This is a genomic window from Zestomonas ipomoeae, assembly GCF_057128665.1.
In genome coordinates this window covers 66,960-84,559 of the sequence record NZ_JBSKHQ010000004.1, presented here as the reverse complement: position 1 = coordinate 84,559, position 17,600 = coordinate 66,960, and the positions used below count along the sequence as shown (strand labels likewise).

General features: G+C 65.1%; 18 protein-coding genes. 13 read left to right on the top strand and 5 right to left on the bottom strand.

The annotated features are described in order from the left end of the window. The first annotated feature begins 24 nt into the window (after positions 1–24). Genes ACWKV7_RS07475 through ACWKV7_RS07430 form a run of 10 tightly spaced genes read left to right on the top strand, consistent with a single transcriptional unit; the run spans position 25 to position 10,550 of the window. The gene (locus tag ACWKV7_RS07475) at positions 25–522 is read left to right on the top strand and encodes an Hcp family type VI secretion system effector (protein WP_483857032.1); all 498 of its coding nucleotides are present in this window, start codon (positions 25–27) and stop codon (positions 520–522) included. Positions 523–525: 3 nt separating this feature from the next. Further along, a complete protein-coding gene (gene tssE / locus ACWKV7_RS07470; RefSeq protein ID WP_483857031.1) occupies positions 526–975 on the top strand; it encodes a type VI secretion system baseplate subunit TssE in 450 nt (149 codons plus the stop codon). Beyond that, the gene (gene tssF / locus ACWKV7_RS07465; protein WP_483857030.1) at positions 959–2,752 is read left to right on the top strand and encodes a type VI secretion system baseplate subunit TssF; all 1,794 of its coding nucleotides are present in this window, start codon (positions 959–961) and stop codon (positions 2,750–2,752) included. The genes tssE and tssF overlap by 17 nt, the downstream gene beginning before the upstream one ends. Then, positions 2,716–3,735 carry a type VI secretion system baseplate subunit TssG gene (tssG, locus tag ACWKV7_RS07460; RefSeq protein ID WP_483857029.1) on the top strand — a complete coding sequence of 340 codons (1,020 nt, stop codon included), beginning with the start codon at positions 2,716–2,718 and terminating at the stop codon, positions 3,733–3,735. The genes tssF and tssG overlap by 37 nt, the downstream gene beginning before the upstream one ends. Position 3,736: 1 nt before the next feature. Continuing rightward, positions 3,737–6,283 carry a type VI secretion system ATPase TssH gene (tssH, locus tag ACWKV7_RS07455; protein WP_483857028.1) on the top strand — a complete coding sequence of 849 codons (2,547 nt, stop codon included), beginning with the start codon at positions 3,737–3,739 and terminating at the stop codon, positions 6,281–6,283. Between the two features lie 52 nt (positions 6,284–6,335). Further along, a complete protein-coding gene (locus ACWKV7_RS07450; protein WP_483857133.1) occupies positions 6,336–6,944 on the top strand; it encodes a hypothetical protein in 609 nt (202 codons plus the stop codon). Between the two features lie 26 nt (positions 6,945–6,970). Beyond that, complete coding sequence (locus ACWKV7_RS07445; RefSeq protein ID WP_483857027.1) at positions 6,971–7,240, top strand: hypothetical protein; 270 nt, start codon at positions 6,971–6,973, stop codon at positions 7,238–7,240. Positions 7,241–7,286: 46 nt separating this feature from the next. Beyond that, complete coding sequence (locus ACWKV7_RS07440; protein WP_483857026.1) at positions 7,287–7,949, top strand: endonuclease/exonuclease/phosphatase family protein; 663 nt, start codon at positions 7,287–7,289, stop codon at positions 7,947–7,949. A 46-nt stretch (positions 7,950–7,995) separates the two neighbouring features. Next, positions 7,996–10,002 carry a type VI secretion system Vgr family protein gene (locus ACWKV7_RS07435; RefSeq protein ID WP_483857025.1) on the top strand — a complete coding sequence of 669 codons (2,007 nt, stop codon included), beginning with the start codon at positions 7,996–7,998 and terminating at the stop codon, positions 10,000–10,002. Beyond that, a complete protein-coding gene (locus ACWKV7_RS07430; protein ID WP_483857024.1) occupies positions 10,002–10,550 on the top strand; it encodes a toxin-antitoxin system YwqK family antitoxin in 549 nt (182 codons plus the stop codon). Before ACWKV7_RS07435 ends, ACWKV7_RS07430 begins: the two co-directional genes overlap by 1 nt. A gap of 164 nt (positions 10,551–10,714) precedes the next feature. Here ACWKV7_RS07430 and ACWKV7_RS07425 read toward each other — a convergent pair whose 3' ends face one another. Beyond that, positions 10,715–11,107, bottom strand: coding sequence for a DUF4280 domain-containing protein (locus tag ACWKV7_RS07425; protein WP_483857023.1), 393 nt, complete (start codon positions 11,105–11,107; stop codon positions 10,715–10,717). 275 nt (positions 11,108–11,382) lie between these two features. Between ACWKV7_RS07425 and bufA2 the strand changes: the two genes are divergently transcribed. Both bufA2 and ACWKV7_RS07415 read left to right on the top strand, forming a co-directional pair. Then, complete coding sequence (gene bufA2 / locus ACWKV7_RS07420) at positions 11,383–11,634, top strand: BufA2 family periplasmic bufferin-type metallophore (RefSeq protein ID WP_483857022.1); 252 nt, start codon at positions 11,383–11,385, stop codon at positions 11,632–11,634. Positions 11,635–11,764: 130 nt separating this feature from the next. Further along, complete coding sequence (locus tag ACWKV7_RS07415; RefSeq protein WP_483857021.1) at positions 11,765–12,670, top strand: HD-GYP domain-containing protein; 906 nt, start codon at positions 11,765–11,767, stop codon at positions 12,668–12,670. A 7-nt stretch (positions 12,671–12,677) separates the two neighbouring features. Here ACWKV7_RS07415 and ACWKV7_RS07410 read toward each other — a convergent pair whose 3' ends face one another. The 4 genes from ACWKV7_RS07410 to prlC all read right to left on the bottom strand — a co-directional run bounded on the left by ACWKV7_RS07410 (position 12,678) and on the right by prlC (position 16,906). Continuing rightward, the gene (locus tag ACWKV7_RS07410) at positions 12,678–13,739 is read right to left on the bottom strand and encodes a PA0069 family radical SAM protein (protein WP_483857020.1); all 1,062 of its coding nucleotides are present in this window, start codon (positions 13,737–13,739) and stop codon (positions 12,678–12,680) included. 156 nt (positions 13,740–13,895) lie between these two features. Further along, the gene (locus ACWKV7_RS07405) at positions 13,896–14,534 is read right to left on the bottom strand and encodes a Vat family streptogramin A O-acetyltransferase (protein ID WP_483857019.1); all 639 of its coding nucleotides are present in this window, start codon (positions 14,532–14,534) and stop codon (positions 13,896–13,898) included. 51 nt (positions 14,535–14,585) lie between these two features. Continuing rightward, complete coding sequence (locus ACWKV7_RS07400; protein ID WP_483857018.1) at positions 14,586–14,861, bottom strand: YheV family putative zinc ribbon protein; 276 nt, start codon at positions 14,859–14,861, stop codon at positions 14,586–14,588. After that, positions 14,858–16,906, bottom strand: coding sequence for an oligopeptidase A (prlC, locus tag ACWKV7_RS07395; RefSeq protein WP_483857017.1), 2,049 nt, complete (start codon positions 16,904–16,906; stop codon positions 14,858–14,860). Before prlC ends, ACWKV7_RS07400 begins: the two co-directional genes overlap by 4 nt. 130 nt (positions 16,907–17,036) lie before the next feature. On the opposite strand from prlC, the gene ACWKV7_RS07390 reads away from it, so the two are divergent. Further along, positions 17,037–17,579, top strand: a complete 543-nt coding sequence (locus ACWKV7_RS07390) for a gamma carbonic anhydrase family protein (protein ID WP_483857016.1) — start codon at positions 17,037–17,039, stop codon at positions 17,577–17,579. Positions 17,580–17,600 lie beyond the last annotated feature (21 nt).

The following is a 17,600-nucleotide window of genomic DNA, read 5'->3' as shown; positions in this document are numbered from 1 at the left end:
TTTTAGCTTCAGGAGTTCCATGCGATGGATGCGATCATTCTCGATCTGGGCGCAGATATTAAGGGCGACAGCTTGCTCGAAGGTTTCGCCGACAAGATCGAACTGATGTCCTACAGCCATAACGTCGCCATGCAGGTGACCAACGACGTCAGCAACTCGGAGCGCACCTCCGGCCGGCCTCACATCGGCGAGTTCACCCTCACCAAGTTCATCGACACCTCGACCCCGACCCTCAACGAATACTGCTGCTCCGGCAAGCCGATCACCGAAGCCAAGATCACCATCGGCCGCAACGCCGCCGAAGGCAGCGGGCAGATCCTGCCGTTCATCGTCTACACGCTGTCCAACGTGGTGCTGTCCAACGTCAGCGTCAGTGGCGGTACTGGCGGCAAGCCAGTGGAGACGTTGTCCCTCAACTTCACCAAGATCAAGTGGGAGCTGACCGCGCAGAAGGACGACGGCACCAAGGAAGGCACCGCGGCGTCCACCTGGGATCTGGCGGCCAACAAGGTCGTCAAGTAAGCGGTGGTCTCGCTCCGGAAACGGAGCCGGGCGCCGCTACTCGACCGCCTGGCCTCGTCCGACGGGGCCGGGCTCGGCCAGGCGCCCGTCTACGATCGTCAGGCCCTCGGCGAATCGGTTCGCCAGGAATTGCTGCGGCTGCTCAATACCCGGCGCGGGCTGCGCTCGCGGCTCAAGCAACCGACGGTGATCGATTACGGCATCGCCGACTGGAGCGGCTTGTATGCCGACCGCAGCGACGACCGCCTCAAGCTGGCGCGGGAAGTCCGCCTGGCGATCAACCATTTCGAGCCGCGCCTGCAGCTGTCCGAGGTGGATGTGCAACCGCTGGACGGCAGTCGCCAGGCCATGCGCATACGCATCGCCGGCCGACTGCGTGGCGGGGAGGAAACCTGGCCGGTGGCCTTCGTGATGGACATGGCCGACGGAGAGGTGCATGAGCGACTCGATTGACGAGGAATTGCTGGATTACTACCAGCGCGAACTGACCTGGCTGCGCCAGGCCGGCGCCGGTTTCGCCGAGCGCTATCCGAAGATCGCCAGCCGCCTGGAGCTGTCGGACGGTGAATGCCCGGACCCCCATGTCGAGCGTTTGCTGGAGGGCTTCTCGTTGCTCTGCGCGCGCCTGCAACGGCGCCTCGACGATGGCTATGCGGAATTCAGCGATGCCCTGCTCGAACAGCTCTACCCGCTGGCCCTGCGGCCGTTGCCATCCTGCGCCATTGCCCGCTTCGAGCCGGATCCGAGCAAGGGCAACCTCAGCGAGGGCTATTCCTTGCCCCGCGACACTCCATTGTTTGTCACCACCGCCAGCGGCGACAGCGTGCACTTTCGCAGCACCGCCCCGGTCACCCTGTGGCCACTGGAAGTGGCCGACGTGGTGCTGCACGACACCGAGGAGACCCAGGCCCTGACCGGCGTGCCGCTGGCCCGCGCGGCGCTGCGCCTGAGCCTGCGCAACACGGGCGAGGAGCCTTGGAGCGCCCTGCCGATCCGCACCCTGCGCATCCACCTGGGTGGCTCGCCGGTCACCGCCGCGGTGCTCTACGACCTGCTCTGCGGCAGCGCCCTGCATACCCTGTGCGGCGTGCCGGGCAGCCAGCCGCGGGCCATGTCCGGGCGTCCCGAAACGGTCGGTTTCGGCAGCGACGAGGCCCTGCTGCCGGACGAGGACGGCCTGCATCCGGGGCTGCGCCTGCTCGCCGAATACTTCGCCTGCCCGGAGAAGTTCGCCTTCTTCGACGTGCCGCTGACGATACCTGCCGATGCCGAGGCGATGCTCGATGTGTATATCCTGCTCGACCGCCTGCCGTCCGCGCGACTGAGCCTGCGCCAGGAAGACATCGCCCTCGGCTGTGCGCCGGTGATCAACCTGTTCCCACGGACCTCCGAGCCGCTGCGCCCGGACGGGACGCGCAGCGAATACCGCCTGGTCGCCGATGCCTACCGCGAGAACAGTGTGGAGATCCATAGCATTCGCAGCCTGCGTGCTGGCGCCGGCCAGCGGGCGCAGTGGATCGCGCCCTATTTCGCCTGCCTGCACGGCATGGGTGAGGGCCGCCTGTACTGGCATGCGCGACGGGTCTCCGGACGCAACCCCGGGCGGCACGGCACCGACATGCTGCTGAGCCTGGTGGATACCCACTTCAACCCGGCCGTGGATGTGCCCGACTTCAGCCTCACCGCCGAGCTGCTGTGCACCAACCGTCACCTGGCGGAAACCCTGCCGGCCGGAACCCGGCTGGATTTCGAGCGGCCCGGCCCGGTATTGCGGGTCAGCCTGCTGCGCTCGCCCCATGCGCAATCGCTGCCGGCCCTGGGCGGCTCCTCGCGCTGGCGGCTGGTATCGCAGCTGACCCTCAATCACCTGTCGCTGGTGGAGGGCGAGCAGTCCCTCGCCGCACTCAAGGAAATGCTCAGTCTGCACAACCTGCGTGACGAGGCCGCCGCGCGGCGACAGATCGCCGGGCTGCACGGCATCGCCAGTGCGCGCATCGTCGAACGGGTCGGCCAGGATGCCTGGCGTGGCTGGCGCAATGGGCTGGAGGTGCGCTTGAGCCTCGATCCGCAGCACTTCGTCGGTGCCAGCACGTTGCTGTTTTCCGGCGTGCTGGCGCACTTCTTCTCGCTCTACGCCAATACCAACCGCTTCGTGCGCACCGTGCTGCTGCTCGGGGACAAGGAGATCAAGACATGGCGTCCCCAGGTCGGCGAACCCTTGTCCCTGTAGGCGAGCGCCTGCGCGACGAGCCGCAGGCATTCGAACTGCTGCAGGCCCTGCTGCTGCTGGAGCGCGCCCGGCCACAGGCTACGTCGTTGGGGCAGGGCATCGATCCGCGCCGCGAGGCGGTGCGCCTGCGCGGGCCGCTGACGCCGGTGTTTTCCGCCAGCCAGGTGGCGCAGCTGGAGTTGCCGGCGCAGGCGCAACCGATCCTGACCACGCCGGTGTTCGGCCTCGGCGGGCCGGACGGTCCGCTGCCCTACGCCTACCAGGAATGGTTGCAACAGCGTGCCCGGTTGAAGGACTACGGGCCGGGGGAATTCCTCGATCTGTTCCAGCACCGCCTGCTGTCGCTGCTCTATCGAATCCTGCGCAAGTACCGCGTGGCGATCGGCTTCGACTCGCCGAAGAACAGCCCGGTACAGGATCAGCTGCGCGCGCTCACCGGCCTGTTGCCCAAGCCCTTGCAGGGGCGCCAGGCGATTCCCGACGGGTTGATCGTCGCCCGCACCGCCCTGTTCGCCGGAGCACGACGCTCGCTGGCCGGCTTCGAAACCATCGTTCGCCATCACTTTGCGGTGACCGTGCGCCTGGAGCAGTTCCAGGGTGCCTGGCGCGAGATTCCCGAGGCCAGCCGCAGCCAGCTCGGGCGTCCTGGCCGCAACCTGTGCCTTGGGCAGACCGCGGTGGCCGGCAAGCGGGTCTGGGACGAGCACGCCGGCATTCGCATCGTGCTTGGCCCGCTGAATGGCCAGCGCTACCCGAGCTTTCTGCCGGACGGCCCGGCCCATCGCCAACTGGCGGCGCTGGCGAGCTTCTATTTCGGCCCAGACCTCGACTGCTCGCTGCGCCTGGTGGTCAGCGAGACTCCAGGCCTGGCATTGAACCGCCAGGCCCCGCCGCGTGCGGCCTGGAGCAGTTGGCTGGAGCGCGGACCGAAACAGCAACTGCGGCATATCGATACGCGCCTGTCTCCGGCGGGGAGTGCCTGACATGGACCTCGGAACCCTGGTCACCCGCCTCAACGGCGACTGCCGGCGCGCTCTTGAGCGCGCTGCCCAGCGCTGCATGCAGCGCAGCCATCACTACGTGGAAATCGAGCACCTGTTGCTGGAGCTGCTGGACATCGAGGGCGGCGACCTGGCCTGCCTGCTGCCGCGCTTCGGCCTGGAACGGGATACTCTCACCGCCGAGATCAACCAGGCGCTGGAGCTGTTCAAGGGCGGCAACACCCGCACGCCGGCGTTCTCCAGCCAGACCGTGGCGGTGCTGGAAGACGCGGTGCTGCAGGCCAGCGTGCAGAACCTGCCCAGCGTGCGTTCGGGCATGCTGCTGCTGGCGGTGCTCGACCGCGACGAACGTCGCGCGCTGCTGCTCAACAGCGCTTCCTCGCTGCTGCGAATCCCCCGCGAGGCACTGCGCGGCAACCTGCAGGAATGGACCGCGCCCTCGCGGGAGAGCGGCGCCGTTGCAGCCGGCAAGCCGGGCAAGGGCGCCAAGGCCGGCACCGAACCGTCGCTGCTCGACCAGTACACCCAGGACCTCACCGAGGATGCGCGCAACGGCCGCATCGACCCCATCGTCGGCCGCGACGGCGAGATCCGCCAGACCATCGACATCCTGCTGCGCCGGCGGCAGAACAACCCGATCCTGGTCGGCGCCCCCGGTGTCGGCAAGACCGCAGTGGTCGAGGGTCTGGCGCTGCGCATCGCCGCTGGCGATGTGCCGCCGCCGCTGAAGGAGGTCAGCGTACGGGTGCTCGACCTCGGGCTGCTGCAAGCCGGTGCCGGGGTGAAGGGCGAGTTCGAACAGCGCCTGAAAGGTGTGATCGACGGGGTGCGCAACGCCGACAAGCCGATCATCCTGTTCATCGACGAAGCCCACACCCTGATCGGCGCCGGCGGTGCCGAGGGTGGCAGCGACGCGGCAAACCTGCTCAAGCCGGCCCTGGCCCGCGGCGAGTTGCGCACCGTCGCCGCCACCACCTGGCTGGAATACAAGAAATACTTCGAGAAGGACCCGGCACTGACCCGGCGCTTTCAACTGGTGCAGGTGGAAGAACCGGACGAGGCCACCGCCGTCGAGATGCTGCGCGGCGTTGCCGCCAAGCTCGAACAGCACCATGGCGTGCAGGTGCTCGATGCGGCCATTCACGACGCGGTGAAACTCTCCCACCGCTATATTTCTGGTCGGCAGCTGCCGGACAAGGCTATCAGCGTGCTGGACACCGCCTGTGCCCGGGTCGCCCTCGGCCAGCACGACGTGCCGCCGCCGCTGGAAAGCCTGCGCCACCGGCAGGTCGCGGTACGGGAAGAACTCGACCGGCTGCGCCGCGAACAGGCCACCGGCCTCGATCACGGTGCGCGCATCGGCGAGCTGGAGAGCGAGACGGCGGGCAATGTCACTGCCATTCGCGAGCTGGAGATCCGCTGGGGTGAAGAGCGCGATGCCGTGCGCGAACTGCTGGAGGCGCGTCGCGAACTGCTGGCGCTGAGCGAAAGCGCCGACGCCAGCAAGCCGGTCGAAGACCTGGACAGCCGCATCGACCACCTGGCCGCCGAACTGGCGCGGCTGGAGCATGGGCTGGAAGCGATTCGCCAGGACGACCCGCTGGTGCCCGAACAGGTGGACTCGAAGATCGTCGCCGCGGTGATCGCCGGTTGGACCGGCATTCCCGTCGGCAAGATGCTCGCCGACGAGGCCCACGCGGTGCGAACCCTCGGCCAGCGCATGGCGCAGCGGGTGATGGGCCAGGACGCCGCGCTGGGCGCCATCGCCCAGCGCATCCAGGCCTACCGCGCCGGCCTCACCGACCCGGCCAAGCCGGTCGGCGTGTTCCTGCTGCTCGGCCCCACCGGCGTCGGCAAGACCGAGACCGCCTATGCCCTTGCCGACGCCCTGTACGGCGGCGAGCGCAACCTGATCAGCATCAACCTCTCCGAGTACCAGGAAGCCCACACCGTCAGCCAGCTCAAGGGGGCTCCGCCCGGCTACGTCGGCTACGGCTCCGGCGGCGTGCTGACCGAAGCGGTACGCCGCCGTCCCTACTCGGTTGTGCTGCTCGACGAAATCGAAAAGGCCCACCCGGACGTGCTGGAAGCCTTCTACAACGTCTTCGACAAGGGCGTTATGGAAGACGGCACCGGGCTGGTAGTGGACTTCAAGAACACCGTGATGCTCGCCACCAGCAACGTCGGCGCCGAACTGATCCTCGACACCCCCGTCGAGCAACAGAGCGGCGAAGCCTTCAACGACAAACTGCGCCAGGTGCTGCTGCGCAGCTTCCGCCCGGCCTTCCTCGCCCGCATGACCGTGGTGCCCTATCGCAACCTCGACGACGCCACCCTGGAAAACATCGTCAGGGCCAAGCTGGAAAAACTGCAGAACCGCTACAAGGCGGCCACCGGCAAGACCTTCGATTTCGACCCCGGCATCGTCAAGGCGGTGTTGGCCAAGTGCAGCTCGGCGGGCGTGCGGGATATCGAGAACGTATTGATGGCGGAAGTGGCAGGGAAGTTGGCGGAGTGGGTGTTGGAGTGAGCAATTGGAAGCTTCCAGCCGGCAAATAAAATGGAGTTATCAAGTGCCAAACATGAAAAAATATGCGAAGCCGGTAAATATAGTGCAGGCTTTACACCCTGAATCCAGAAAGCTCATAACCACTTTAAATAGGGATGACAGAGGAGAAAAGAAATCAATCGATAAACTTAGGGGTGATTATCCTGAAGGAACGGAAATTACGACTCCGGTCTACTACTCAGCCCTAAAATATAACACCTTAAACGAGTACGATATAATCGCCAGGCACATATTGGCGATAGTATATTCTTCCGGAGATAAGGGTGGGAAGTCTGATTATCTTTATCAGCAGTTGATTGGGATGCCAACTGTTGCAGTTGCCTCGCTGTCCGGAAAGATTTATGTCGCCTGCGACAAGATTGAAATTCAAAAGGCAGCTATAGAGCAGGTCGTATTGTCTGCAGGGTATATAGACTTCGAGATAATTAAAAACAGCCAAGGAAATCGCAAACTACATGCCGAAATGAAAATAATCCAAGCGCTAGGAAGTAAAATAGATGGAAAGTTCATGGGCGTATCAAAACCCTGTTGCTTTCAATGTGCTGACTTCCTAGAGAGTCAAGGTGTCGATTACTCATATTGGCACAGCCAGAATGTTGGAATTTGGACCGCACCATTTTAGGCTGACCTTGCGGTATTTCAATATCGATGAAGCAGTCCAAGGAATCTGAGGAATGCTTGTATGGTGCGTTGGTGTGGTACAGAACGCGGCTGTTTTTTGGCGATGTCAGAAGCTGGCAAGACTTCCTGGCTTTCCCACGGGCCAATCTGGCGGCCGTATTCATCGCTGACAGTTGTGCCGATGGCGTGGATGTTACGTTTGATGTGGATACGGGCATTCTCCAATTGATGCGCTATTCCGCAACCGCGATTTCCGAAACATCACGCCGGTGCAGGTATTGGCTCAGAGAAACCTGAACGCGGTGGTGGGTAATATTGTTATCCCGTGCTAGGGGGCTGGAAGATGCGAATTGGAAGTTTCAATATCGAGAAAAGTGGGCTTTCTTCGACGCTGGGCAAGAAGTCGCAAGTAGATTTCTTCGTTTCGCTTTGCGTGCAGATGGAAGCGGATCTGATTTTCCTGTGTGAAGTCCACTCGGGACAGGAAGACAACTACGTCAGCAACTTGGGGGATATCTATCGAGGCTATAAGGTCGAATGCCACAAGGGAGGGCATTCCAATAGCTACATCGTGATGGCTAAAAAGTCAGTGGATTTGAGCGTGGCCAGCCAGGGTCATCTTTTCGGCTTGAACAGGGATCTCATCGCCGTGGAAGCGCGGAGCGTCAATGGTTACTCGGGGTTTGTCTTTCTCGCGCACTTCAAATCCGGACAGAACGGACAGACCAAGAGCCAGTTGAATGCCTGCTCTCAGCTAGGTGGGCGCTGGGTTGCCACCGGCGACTTGAATCTGGACATAACTAAGGTGGGCGAACTGGATTCGCCGGGAATCGCGCAGGATTGCTGGAAAGGGAAAGCCACGCACAAGAGCGGTGGAATACTGGACTGGGTGTTGGCTTCGGTGGACGTAAAGGTGGTGCCGATCGACATCACAAGCCTGGAAAATGAATTCGATATGAGCGGGCCTGACCATCGTCCTATCGTATTCGATGTTTTCTCTGCCTGATCGCATGCTGAGCTGAGCGAAGTCTCTCGTTATAGGGAAACCCTGGATGACCCGCCCCACCGATACCTCCACCAGCCTCTCCCTCACCGCTTCGGCGGTGGCCGATCTCTACCCGGAGAGCCTTTCCGGCGAGGAGGCGCTGAACAGCCTCGGCAGCCTGACCCTGCACGGCTACAGCGCCACCGCGCTGACCCTGGACAGCGCGGTGGCCACGCACCTCACCGCGACCCTGCACAACGACGACAAGCAGCGCCCGGTGGACTTCCTCTGCGCGGAAATCCGCCAGTTGCCCGGCGACGCCACCGCCGACCGCTATCAGCTTTTGCTGCGCCCGTGGCTGTGGTGGCTGACCCTGGCCAGCAACAACCGGGTGTTCCAGAACCTCGCGACCAGCGACATCGTCACCAGCATCTTCGACGAGCACGGCTTCAGCGATTACGAACTCAAGCTGACCGGCAGCTACACCCCGCGCGAATACTGCGTGCAGTACGGCGAGACGGACTTCGCCTTCGTTTCCCGGCTGCTGGAGGAAGAAGGCATCTTCTGGTTCTTCACCCACGATGCCGGCAAGCACACGCTGGTGCTGGGCGACAGCAACGACGCCTTCCCGCCGTGCCCGAACGCAACCACCATCGCCTACCTCGGCCAGCAGATCGGCGAGCGCGAGCTGCATGGCATTCGCTCGGGGCAGATCTGCCGGCAGGCGGTGTCCGGTACCTACCGGGCCACCGACTACGAATTCACCACGCCGACCACCTCGCTCTACGGCCAGGCCCAGGCGGTCGCCGGGCCGCGCATGGTCTACGAACATCCCGGCGGCTACACCGCCAAGGCCCGTGGCGATGCGCTCGGCAAGCTGCGGGTGGATGCGCTGCGCAGCCAGGAAGTGCGGTTCATCGGTGAGAGCGATTGCCGCTGGCTGGTGCCTGGGCACAGCTTCACCCTCAGCGGCCACGAAGATGACACGGCGAATATCGAGTGGGTGGTGACCCAGGTCGATCATGAAGCCAGTCACGAACATTATCGCAACCGCTTCGAGGCCATTCCCAAGAGCACCAACTACCGCCCGCCGCGCACCACGCCCAAGCCGCGCATGCATACCCAGACCGCCATCGTGGTCGGCAAGAGCGGCGAGGAAATCTGGACCGACCAGTACGGCCGCATCAAGGTGCAGTTTCCCTGGGACCGCGACGGCAAGAACGACGAGACCAGTTCCTGCTGGGTGCGCGTGGTGCTGCCCTGGAGCGGCAAGGGCTTCGGCATGCAGTTCATCCCGCGCATCGGCCAGGAGGTGATCGTCACCTTCATCGACGGCGATCCGGACCGCCCGCTGGTCACCGGCTGCGTGTACAACGGCGACAACGCGCTGCCCTACGCGCTGCCGGCCAACCAGACCCAATCCGGCATCAAGACCAACTCCAGCAAGGGCGGTGGCGGTTTCAACGAGTTGCGCTTCGAGGACAAGAAGGACAGCGAGGAGGTGTTCCTCCAGGCGCAGAAGGACCTGAAGATCAACGTGCTCAACGATGCCACCAGCACCATCGGCCACGACGAGACGCAGACCGTGCAGAACGCCCGCACCCGCACGGTGAAGGACGGCGACGAAACCATCACCCTGGAGAAGGGTAGCCGCAGCGTGACCATCCAGACCGGCAGCGATTCGCTCGAGGTGACCGATGCCCGCACGGTCACGGTCGGTGGCGACCAGACCCACAGCACCGGCGGCAACTACAGCCATGAGGTCGCCGGCAACTACCAACTGACGGTGAAGGGCAACCTGACCATCAAGGTGACCGGCACCCTGACCCTGCAGAGCAGCGGAGATCTTACCGCCAAGAGCGATGCCAACCTGACCAACCAGGCCGGCACCGCCCTCACCAACAAAGCCGGCACCGGGCTGACCAACCAGGCGGGCACCACGCTGGACAACAAGGCCGGCACCACCCTGACCAACGACGCCGGCGTTTCGCTCACCAACAAGGCCAGCGCCTCGCAGACGGTTGACGGCGGCGGCATGCTGACCCTCAAGGGCGGCATGGTGCAGGTGAACTGATGGCCGGCTCCAACGGCAATGTCGTCGTGCACAGCGGCGAGCGCCGGCTCAGCGGTACGCTGCAGGACGGCGCCCTGGACGGCCCGGTGCGCATCGACGAGGACGGTCGCCCCCAGGCCGGCCTGACCTATCGCAAGGGCGTGCTGCACGGCCCCTTCGTGCTGCTGTACCCGAACGGAGTGGCCTCTGCGCGCATGAACTTTCACAACGGCAAGTTGCACGGCCCGGCCACCTACTACGCCCCGGAGGGCTGGGTGCAGCGCCAGGCCAACTACCGCGCCGGGCTGCTGCATGGCGAGGTGAAGACCTTCTTCGCCGACGGCACCCTGGCCGAGTTGCAGCACTACCACGGCGGCCTGCTGCATGGCCTGCAACAGCGCTACCACCCGGGCTCCAGACTGTCCTCGCGGCAGCTGTACCAACAGGGACAGGTCGCCGAAGCGGAGCAGCGTTTCGGCAGCGATGGCCGGCCGCTGGACGATCAGGGAAAACCGATGTCCCGCCTGGCCTGGTGGTGGCGCCGCCTGACCCAGGCGCCGGAGGCCTGAGCAGATCAACAAGGGCGGGCTGCGGTCAGGCACGGAGGGAGCGCGATGCGCTCCGTGTTGGGCTTCGTTGCGCTCAGCACCAACCTACGGTCGGGTGTGGGCCGTAGGTTGCGGCGGGGCGCGTAGCCTGAGGAGCGCAGCGACGAAGCCCAACGGGCGGCGGATCAGGGAATCAGCATCTGCACCTGCCCTGGATAGGTGATGGTGATCACCCCGGCGTAGCTGCACATCAGCGTGCAGTTGGCGTCCAAGGCCGGCATGCTGCCGATCAGCACGGTCGGGGCGCCGGGTACCCAGGGGCTGGCGGTGGCCGGGATGCAGGGCATCGGGGTCAGCGCGCCGAGGGCGGCGGCGGTGGCCGCGGCTACCGTCGGGTTGGCCAGGCTCTGGCACATGCCGAAGGTGGTGACGTTGACCATCGGAACGTAATCCATGATGTTCGCCGCCGGCATGCCGCCGACCGTGGTGCGGTTGGTCGGCAGCACATTGAGCACCGCCGGGGCGACGCCGAAGCTGCATTGCAGCGTGGCGCCGGAGCAGACTTGTGGGCAGCCCATGGTTCTCTCCTGGTTGGGCACTGGCGATCTTGCCTGGAAGCCTAGCCCCTTGTGCGGCGTTTTCCTGCACTGGATTCGTGGGCTGCGGTCGAGGCGTGGCGTTTGCAGGGGCGAATCGTTCTCCTATCGAGGCCCGGCAGGCGAATGTATTCGCCCCTACGCGGTTATCGGTTGCCCGAAAATTCACGTCACGCTGTAACGCCGCCAGCGCTCGTCGCTCTAGTGGTGTGTCCGGCGCTGAATGCCGGCCAACCCACTACTTCGAGGAGTTTCCCATGAGCATCCATACCTCCCTCACTGGCGCTGCCCTGGCTCTCGCCGCTGCCGGTATGTTCGCCAGCGTTCCCACCCAGGTGATGGCCGAAGAAGCCATGATCCACTGCTACGGCGTTACCTCCTGCAAGGGCCAGAACGATTGCAAGACCGCCGAGAATGCCTGCAAAGGTCAAGGGTCCTGCAAGGGCCATGGCTTCAAGAGCATGACCCTGGCCGAGTGCAATGCCGCCAAGGGCACCGTCGGCGAGTGAGTTGCCAAGGGCGGCCAGACGGCCGCCCGTTGGTTGAGAGCCGGCCAGGTTTCCCGTGGCGCCTGGCAAATGGCTGCGTTCTGGTCATTACTCCTTGAGTCGGCGACCGATTCCCTTTGACGGGGGCAACATGCCTATGGGACTGATGAAATTGCTCGGCCTGGCGTCTCGCGAACCGAGCCCGGTGCATGAGCAACTGCTCTCCAGCCTGCTGGTCATGGCCTGGGTGGTGGAAGCCCGCGACCCCTATACCGGCGGGCATCTCTGGCGGGTGGCGCGGTTTTCCGAGCTGCTGGCGCGGCGGCTCGGGCTCGATACGGCGCAAACCGCCCAGGTGACGGTCGGCGGCTTCCTGCACGATCTTGGCAAGATCGGCATTCCCGACGCGGTGCTGAACAAGCGCGATCGCCTGAGCGAGGAAGAATACGCGGTGATCAAGACCCATCCCGAGGTCGGCTATCGCATGTTGCAAGGACACCCGCTCGGCGCGCTGGTCGTCGATGCCGTGCGCCTGCACCACGAAACACCCGACGGCAATGGCTATCCCCAGGGCCTGGCGGGGTCGCGAATCCCGCAGATGGCGCGCATCGTCGGAATCTGCGATGCCTTCGATGCAATGACCAGTACCCGGCCCTACCGCAGTGGCATGCCTGTGGCCGCGGCCCTGGCGATCATCGGGGAAAACCTCGGCCGGCAGTTCGACGCCGAGTTCGGCCGCGCCTTCATCGAGCTGGGCGAGGCGGGCGAGCTGACCCACATCGTCGGCCACAGCGACCTCGGTATTCCCCTGCATAGCTGTCTGGTATGCGGGCCGACGCTGGTGCGCCGACGCGAACAGCAGGCCGGGGACCCACTGTTCTGCCGATCCTGCGGGGGCGAATATCGGCTGGAACGGGGCGCGGATCAGCAGTGGCATGTCCGCCCTACCGGTGCCCGTGGAAAACCGGGCGATCTCGAACCGCGGGCCGACGAGGCGCTGGTTGCCCGCTTCGTGCGGGACACCGCGCGCCAGCTTGCGCCGCTGGCGGTCCGCTAGGCCGTACCTAGAGCAACGACAACTGCCCACCCGGCGGTGCGAAGCGCGAGCAATCCAGGTCATAGCCGTCGCGGCGGTTCAGTCCCAGGCGCTTGATTGCCAGGGCGAAGCGCTGGGCCAACAGGTCGGCGAACGGCCCTTCGCCGCGCATGCGGGTGCCGTAGCGGCTGTCGTAGTTGCGCCCGCCGCGGCACTGGCGGATCAGGCTCAGCACGTGCTCGGCGCGCTCCGGAAAGTGCGCCCGCAGCCATTGCTCGAACAGCTCGGCGATCTCGTGGGGCAGGCGCAGCAGCACATAGCCGGCCGAGCGTGCGCCGGCGTCGCGGGCGGCTTCGAGCATCTGCTCCAGCTCCATGTCGTTGATCATCGGAATGATCGGCGCGCAGATCACGTTCACCGGCACGCCGTGCTCGTGCAGCACGCGCAGGATGCGCAGGCGCGCCGTGGGCGAGGCGGCGCGTGGCTCCATGATGCGTTTCAGCTCGTCGTCCAGGGTGGTCAGGCTGACCGCCACACTGACGAGGTTCTGGCTGGCCAGCTCGCTGAGCAGATCGAGGTCGCGCAGGATCAGCGAACCCTTGGTGATGATGTGCACCGGGTGCTTGTAGCGCAGCAGGATTTCCAGGGCGCGGCGGGTCAGCTGCTGCTGGCGCTCGATCGGCTGGTAGGCGTCGGTGTTGATGCCCAGGGCAATCGGCTGTGGCACGTAGCCGGGCTTGCTCAGCTCCTGCTCCAGGGAAGCGGCCAGGTTGGTCTTGGCGATCAGCCGGGTCTCGAAGTCGATGCCTGGCGACAGGTCCCAATAGGCGTGGCTGGGGCGGGCGAAGCAATAGACGCAACCGTGCTCGCAGCCGCGATAGGGGTTCACCGAGCGGTCGAAGCCGACGTCGGGCGAGTTGTTGCGGGTGATCACGGTCTTTGCCGTTTCGCTGCGCACCTCGGTGGCGCGGGAGGGCGGCACCTCCTGGTACCAGCCATCGTCCTGGGCTACCGAACGGGTCGGCGCGAAGCGATTGTGCGGATTGCTGGCGGTGCCGCGACCGCGTTCGGGCAGGCTTGGCTGGGACATGACGGGACTTCCTGTATACTGTGTATTTATACAGTATGGCGCGTCTTGCCGCTCTCGTCAGCCCCTGCCGACCAGCGTTCGCTCGGCGTGGCCAGCAAGCGAAGGAATTCGCTCCGGCGCGCCGCTGCTCCGGCCGGGTGGCGCGTGCTGGCGGTCTCAGCCGGCGGCGCAGCGCTCCAGCTCGTCGATATCGGCGGCCATGATGGCGGCGAGGTGGCGGCTGATCTTTTCCACCGGCCAGTCCCACCAGGCGAGCGCCAGCAGGCGTTGCACCAAGGCATCGGGAAAGCGCTGCTTCAACGGCTCGGCGGGATTGCCGCCGACGATGGTGTAGGGCGGCACGTCGCGGGTGACCACCGAACGCGAGGAGACGATGGCGCCGTGGCCGATCTGCACGCCCGGCATGATCAGGCTGTCGTAGCCGATCCACACGTCGTGGCCGATGCGGGTGTCGCCCTTGAAGGGAAACTCGTCCTGCGCCGGTGCGTGCCGTTCCCAGCCGCCGCCGAAGATCTGGAACGGGTAGGTGGAGAAGCCGGAGAGCTTGTGGTTGGCGCCGTTCATGATGAACTTGACCCCACGGGCCAGGGCGCAGAACTTGCCGATCACCAGCCGGTCGCCGACGAAGGGAAAGAGATAGAGCACATTGCGCTCGAAGTTCTCAGCGCCGTCGGGATCGTCGTAGTAGGTGTAGTCGCCGATCTCGATCTGCGGGTTGCTGACCCGGTTCTTGATGAAGCAGACCTGGGGAAAGCCGGCCATGGGAAAGGGGTTGCGTGGATCGGGTCCCTGCATGCATTGCTCCTTGGGGCGAAGGCACCGGGGCGGTGCCTTCACGGTGCGTGGCTACGGCGTCGGCTTCTTCAGTTTCGGATTGGGGAAGAACTGCACCGGCTGCACCTTGGGGTCGGCCGGTTTGGGCGCGGTCTGGTTGACTCGCGTGCCCAGCTCCTTGGGCACCGACTGGCCCTGGGCGTTGAGGGTGTCGGCGTAGCCGCAGGCGACGCATTCGCGGTGCGGGGTGCCGTCCTCGTCCCACATCTTGATGGTGTCCATCGCGCTGCACGCCGGGCACACGGCGCCGGCGATAAAGCGCTTGCTGGCTTTGGGCGTGTGGCTCATGCCGCTTGCTCGCTCAGGCCGAGGTGGCGCAGCAGGGCGTCGATGCGCGGCTCGCGGCCGCGGAAGTCGACGAACAGCACCATCGGCTCCTGGGAGCCGCCGCGGGCGAGGATCGCTTCGCGGAAGGCATGGCCGGTCTGCGGGTTGAACACGCCCTCTTCCTCGAACTTGGAGAAGGCATCGGCGGACAGTACCTCGGCCCACTTGTAGCTGTAGTAACCGGCCGCGTAACCGCCGGCGAAGATGTGCGCGAAGCTGTTGGCGAAGCGGTTGTAGGCCGGCGGGCGCAGCACCGAGACCTCGTCGCGGATACGTTCGAGCACGTCGAGCACGCTGCGGCCGTCGCCGTGGGTGGCGTGCAGTTCGAAGTCGAACAGCGAGAACTCCAGCTGGCGCACCATCATCAGGCCGGAATGGAAGTTCTTCGCCGCCAGCATCTTGTCCAGCAGATGCTGCGGCAGCGGCTCGCCGCTCTCGTAATGGCCGGAGATCAGTGCCAGGCCCTCGGGCTCCCAGCACCAGTTCTCCATGAACTGGCTGGGCAGCTCCACCGCGTCCCAGGCCACGCCGTTGATGCCGGAGGCGCCGGCGTGTTCGATGCGGGTCAGCAGGTGATGCAGGCCATGGCCGAATTCGTGGAACAGGGTGGTCACTTCATCGTGGGTCAGCAGTGCCGGCTTGCCGCTCACGGCGGGTGTGAAGTTGCACACCAGGTTGGCCACCGGGCTGACCACATCGCCACTGGCGGTTCGGCGCTTGTCGCGGGCGCCGTCCATCCAGGCGCCGCCGCGCTTGTTGGCGCGGGCGTAGAGATCGAAGAAGAAGCGGCCGACATGCTGGCCGTTCTCGGTGATCTCGAACAGGCGCACGTCCGGGTGCCAGGCATCGAAGCCTTTCAGCTCGACGATCTGGATGCCGTAGAGCTTCTCGACGATGGCGAACAGGCCGGAGAGCACCTTGTCGATGGGGAAGTACGGGCGAAGGATTTCCTGGGAGATGCTGTAGCGCTGCTCGCGCAGCTTCTCGCTGTAGTAGCCGACGTCCCAGCTCTGCAGATCGGTGCAGCCCTGCTCGGCAGCGAAGGCGCGCAGCTCTTCCAGATCCTTGGCGGCGTAGGGCTTGCTGCGCACGGCGAGGTCGCGCAGGAAGTGCAGCACCTGGTCGGTGGACTCGGCCATCTTGGTCGCCAGGCTCAGCTCGGCGAAGTGAGCGAAGCCGAGCAGCCGCGCCAGCTCCTGGCGCAGGTCGAGGATCTGCTCCATCAGCGGGCCGTTGTCGTGCTGGCCGGCGTTCGGGCCCTGGTCGGAGGCGCGGGTGCAGTAGGCGGTGTAGACCTCTTCGCGCAGCGCGCGGTCGTCGGCATAGGTCATTACCGCGTAGTAGCTGGGGAATTCCAGGCTGATCAGCCAGCCGTCCAGGCCCTTGGCCTCGGCGGCCTGCTTCATCTGCGCCTTGGCCGAGTCGGTCAGGCCGGCCAGGGCGGCCTCGTCGGTGATGTGCTTGGTCCAGGCCTGGGTGGCGTCGAGCAGCTGGTTGGAGAAGGTGCTGGTCAGCTCGGAGAGCTTCATCTGGATCTCGCCGTAGCGCTTCTGCTCGGCTTCCGGCAGGTCGATGCCGGACAGGCGGAAGTCGCGCAGGGCATGGTCGAGAATGGTCGCCTGGGCCACTTCGAAGTGTGCCGCTTCCGCGCTCTGCGCCAGCGCCTGGTAGGCGTCGAACAGCGCGCGATTCTGTCCCAGCTCGGTCCAGTAGGCGGATAGCTTGGGCAGGCAGGCCTCGTAGGCGGCGCGCAGCTCGGGGTTGTTGCACACCGCGTTGAGGTGGCTGACCGGGCTCCAGGCCTGGCCGAGGCGGGCGTGCATTTCGTCCAGCGCCAGCACCAGGCCGTCCCAGCTCGGCGAGCCGTTGCGCTCGCCGAGCAGCTTGGCGATGGCCGCGCGGTTGTCGGCGAGAATGGCATCGATGGCCGGCTCGACATGTTCCGGGCGGATGGCGGAGTAAGGCGGCAGATCGAAGTCTTGCAGCAGGGGATTGTTCGCGCTCAAGGGTTCACCTTCGAAGGAATGCGGTTAATGCTGTTGTGACCATGGCCGGCGGGCCGGGTTTGCACAGCCGGGTGTATGGTGGCCATCTTAATTACAATCGCTGCTTACCGCAGCCCAAGAGGTTTCTATCGTGACCATTCGCAGTTACCAGACCTTCACCCCGCAGCTCGGCGAGCGGGTTTTCGTCGACCCGTCCGCCGTGGTGCTGGGCGACGTGGAAATCGGCGCAGACAGCTCGGTGTGGCCGCTGGCGGTGATCCGCGGCGACATGCACAGCATCCGCATCGGCCAGCGCACCAGCGTGCAGGATGGCAGCGTGCTGCACATCACCCACGCCGGCCCGTTCAACCCCGGCGGCTTCCCGTTGACCCTCGGCGACGACGTGACCGTCGGCCACAAGGTGGTGCTGCACGGCTGCGAGATCGGCAGCCGGGTGCTGATCGGCATGGGCAGCATCGTCATGGATGGCGCGGTGATCGAGGACGAAGTGGTGCTCGGCGCTGGCAGCCTGGTGCCGCCGGGCAAGCGCCTGGAGAGCGGCTTCCTCTATGTCGGCAGCCCGGCAAAACAGATGCGCCCGCTGACCGACAAGGAGCGCAGCTACTTCCGCTACAGCGCCGACAACTACGTGCGCTTGAAGGACCAACATCTGGCCGAGACCTACATGGGCTGACGCGTTGCCTGTCTTCGCTCG

What these genes read in the sequence shown, in the direction of transcription:
- ACWKV7_RS07440 (WP_483857026.1), top strand. Translation starts at nt 7,287, where the DNA reads ATGCGAATTGGAAGTTTCAATATCGAGAAAAGTGGGCTTTCTTCGACG.
- tssF (WP_483857030.1), top strand. Translation starts at nt 959, where the DNA reads ATGAGCGACTCGATTGACGAGGAATTGCTGGATTACTACCAGCGCGAA.
- ACWKV7_RS07430 (WP_483857024.1), top strand. Translation starts at nt 10,002, where the DNA reads ATGGCCGGCTCCAACGGCAATGTCGTCGTGCACAGCGGCGAGCGCCGG.
- ACWKV7_RS07425 (WP_483857023.1), bottom strand. Translation starts at nt 11,107, where the DNA reads ATGGGCTGCCCACAAGTCTGCTCCGGCGCCACGCTGCAATGCAGCTTC.
- ACWKV7_RS07400 (WP_483857018.1), bottom strand. Translation starts at nt 14,861, where the DNA reads ATGAGCCACACGCCCAAAGCCAGCAAGCGCTTTATCGCCGGCGCCGTG.
- ACWKV7_RS07405 (WP_483857019.1), bottom strand. Translation starts at nt 14,534, where the DNA reads ATGCAGGGACCCGATCCACGCAACCCCTTTCCCATGGCCGGCTTTCCC.
- ACWKV7_RS07435 (WP_483857025.1), top strand. Translation starts at nt 7,996, where the DNA reads ATGACCCGCCCCACCGATACCTCCACCAGCCTCTCCCTCACCGCTTCG.
- ACWKV7_RS07410 (WP_483857020.1), bottom strand. Translation starts at nt 13,739, where the DNA reads ATGTCCCAGCCAAGCCTGCCCGAACGCGGTCGCGGCACCGCCAGCAAT.
- tssH (WP_483857028.1), top strand. Translation starts at nt 3,737, where the DNA reads ATGGACCTCGGAACCCTGGTCACCCGCCTCAACGGCGACTGCCGGCGC.
- ACWKV7_RS07415 (WP_483857021.1), top strand. Translation starts at nt 11,765, where the DNA reads ATGCCTATGGGACTGATGAAATTGCTCGGCCTGGCGTCTCGCGAACCG.
- ACWKV7_RS07475 (WP_483857032.1), top strand. Translation starts at nt 25, where the DNA reads ATGGATGCGATCATTCTCGATCTGGGCGCAGATATTAAGGGCGACAGC.
- bufA2 (WP_483857022.1), top strand. Translation starts at nt 11,383, where the DNA reads ATGAGCATCCATACCTCCCTCACTGGCGCTGCCCTGGCTCTCGCCGCT.
- ACWKV7_RS07450 (WP_483857133.1), top strand. Translation starts at nt 6,336, where the DNA reads ATGAAAAAATATGCGAAGCCGGTAAATATAGTGCAGGCTTTACACCCT.
- ACWKV7_RS07445 (WP_483857027.1), top strand. Translation starts at nt 6,971, where the DNA reads ATGAAGCAGTCCAAGGAATCTGAGGAATGCTTGTATGGTGCGTTGGTG.
- tssG (WP_483857029.1), top strand. Translation starts at nt 2,716, where the DNA reads ATGGCGTCCCCAGGTCGGCGAACCCTTGTCCCTGTAGGCGAGCGCCTG.